This window comes from Mycobacterium sp., from assembly GCF_050701675.1.
Lineage (GTDB): Bacteria > Actinomycetota > Actinomycetes > Mycobacteriales > Mycobacteriaceae > Mycobacterium.
On record NZ_JBOGDD010000994.1, the window covers coordinates 1 to 2141 of the forward strand.

Here is a 2141-nt window from a genome sequence, read left to right on the forward strand (position 1 = left end):
CCGCCGTTCTTGTTTGCGTATGTCTCGAATCCGTTATGCCTTACGGCACAACGGTCACGGCATTGGTTTGCTGGCGGAACACCGTGCCATCGCCGCGCACCGAGTTCGGCCCAATCGCCGCGTTGACCGGGACGGTGATGGTCACCGTCGCGCTGCCGGTGTTTGAGATGGTGACAGTGCCGACCGTCACCCAGCTCCCGTTCACCAGCCAGCGGATACGCACTGTCTCGCCCTTGCCGTAGCCACGCAGGGTCACCGTCACCGCCTGCCCCCGCGAAACCGCGCCCGGGCTCACAGAGATTCGTGGCGCGATCTCGAGCGTCACGCTCACGCTCGCGCCGCCGAGGGCGCTGACGGTGAGCTGCGAACCGGCGCCGCCCTCGGTCGCCGGGACGCTGAAGGCGCCGGTGGCGCTCCCGTTCTCATCGGTGGTGATCCCGCTGAGGGCGACGGTACTCCCGCCCGGTCGTCGCCAGGTCAGGGTCAACGAGGTGTTCGCCGGGAAGTGCTCGGCGCCGACGCCCACCGTTTGCCCGACCGTGACCCGGAGCGCATCGAGACTGACGCTCGGCGGCTGCGGCACGCTCACCGTCACCGCGCTGGTTTGGGCGGCATGGGTGGGGCTATCGCCGCGCACCTTGTTGGTGCCCTCGGCGGCGGTGTTCGGTACGACCACTGTCGTGCTGCCGGCGCCGCTGGCGTTGGTGGTAATCGTGCCGACTTGAGTCCAGGTCGAGCCTAGCAGCCAGCGCACCCGTACCGTTTCGTTCGACCCAAAGTCAGTGACGGAGACCGAGACCGTCTGCCCGCGCGCCACGCTCGTCGGGTTCACCCGGATGCGCGATGCCGGGGTCGGCGTCTGGCTCGGGGTGGCCGTCGGCGTTTGCGTGGGAGTCGCAGTTTGCGTTGGCGTCACCGTCGCGGTCTGGGTAGGCGTCTGAGTCGCAGTTGCCGTCTGCGTCGGGGTATTCGTCGCGGTCGCAGTCTGGGTAGGCGTCTGAGTCGCGGTTGCCGTTTGCGTCGGGGTGTTGGTCGCGGTCGCGGTCGCGGTCTGCGTCGGGGTGTTGGTCGCGGTCGCGGTCTGCGTCGGAGTACTCGTCGCGGTCGCGGTTGCGGTCTGCGTCGGAGTACTCGTCGCGGTCGCCGTTTGCGTCGGGGTGTTGGTCGCGGTCGCGGTCTGCGTCGGCGTCTGAGTCGCCGTCGCGGTTTGTGTCGGAGTGCTCGTCGCGGTGGCGGTTTGGGTTGGCGTCTGAGTCGCCGTTGCGACTGGTTGCTCGACCGGAACGTCCACGCTGGCGATCCTCATGCCGCTCGGGAGGGTGCCGCTGGTCGGGGTGCCGGGGCCGATGCTGAGCGGGAACGTGTCGCCGGTGTAGTTGGCGGGCACGGTATAGAGCAGCGTCAACGTGCACGTCGCCGGACCGACGCCCTGCGAGCTGAAGGTGGTCGGTATTCCGATGCCGCCGGAGCACGAGGCGCCACTCGCCGAGGCGCTGAGCACCCGGCTCGGTTGCGGATCGAATGCCAGCGGGAAGCTGACCGGCGGGAAAGGCCGGTCGATGGTGATCGTGTAGGTGATGGTGAACTGCTCGCCGGGGTGGACCGGACTCGGCACTGGCGTCCCGAACCCGAGCACCAGGCGGCCCGGTCGTTCCTTCACCGTCACCTGGGCGGTCACCTGGCGATCGACCGGGATGCCGGGAACGTTATGCGGCGTGGCCTGGTAGCGCAGTTGCACCGGGTACGTGCCAGCGGCGGTATTGTCCGGCACGTGGAAGGTCCAGGTGTAGGTGCAATTGCCGGTTCCGCCGCCGATCAACCCTGATCCGCCCGCCGCATTGCAGGCGCCCGCGCCGGTGCCGCTCACGCTGGGATTGGCGCTGTTCACGGTGAAGGGCGCGGTGGAGACCAGCGAGACCTCGCCGGTGTAGCTGCCGGGACCGGGAACCGTTCCTGGCAGATCGACGGTGACGGACATCGTGAAGGTGCCGTCTTGCTCGACCGGGTTCGGGCTCACCATCGGATCGTGGAACACCGGCGGCGGCAACGCCACCGTCACCGTCACGCTGGTCGGCGTCGATTGCAGCTCGCCGGTGATGGGCGAGACGATCCGGTACTCGTTATCGAAGCTGAGCGTGTAG

General features: G+C 68.4%; 1 protein-coding gene. It reads right to left on the minus strand.

Annotation, left to right across the window (positions count from 1 at the left end; genetic code table 11):
* Positions 1-40 precede the first annotated feature (40 nt).
* On the minus strand, positions 41-2141 hold a 2101-nt coding region (locus ACRDUX_RS30115), incomplete at its 5' end, for a hypothetical protein (RefSeq protein WP_526419372.1).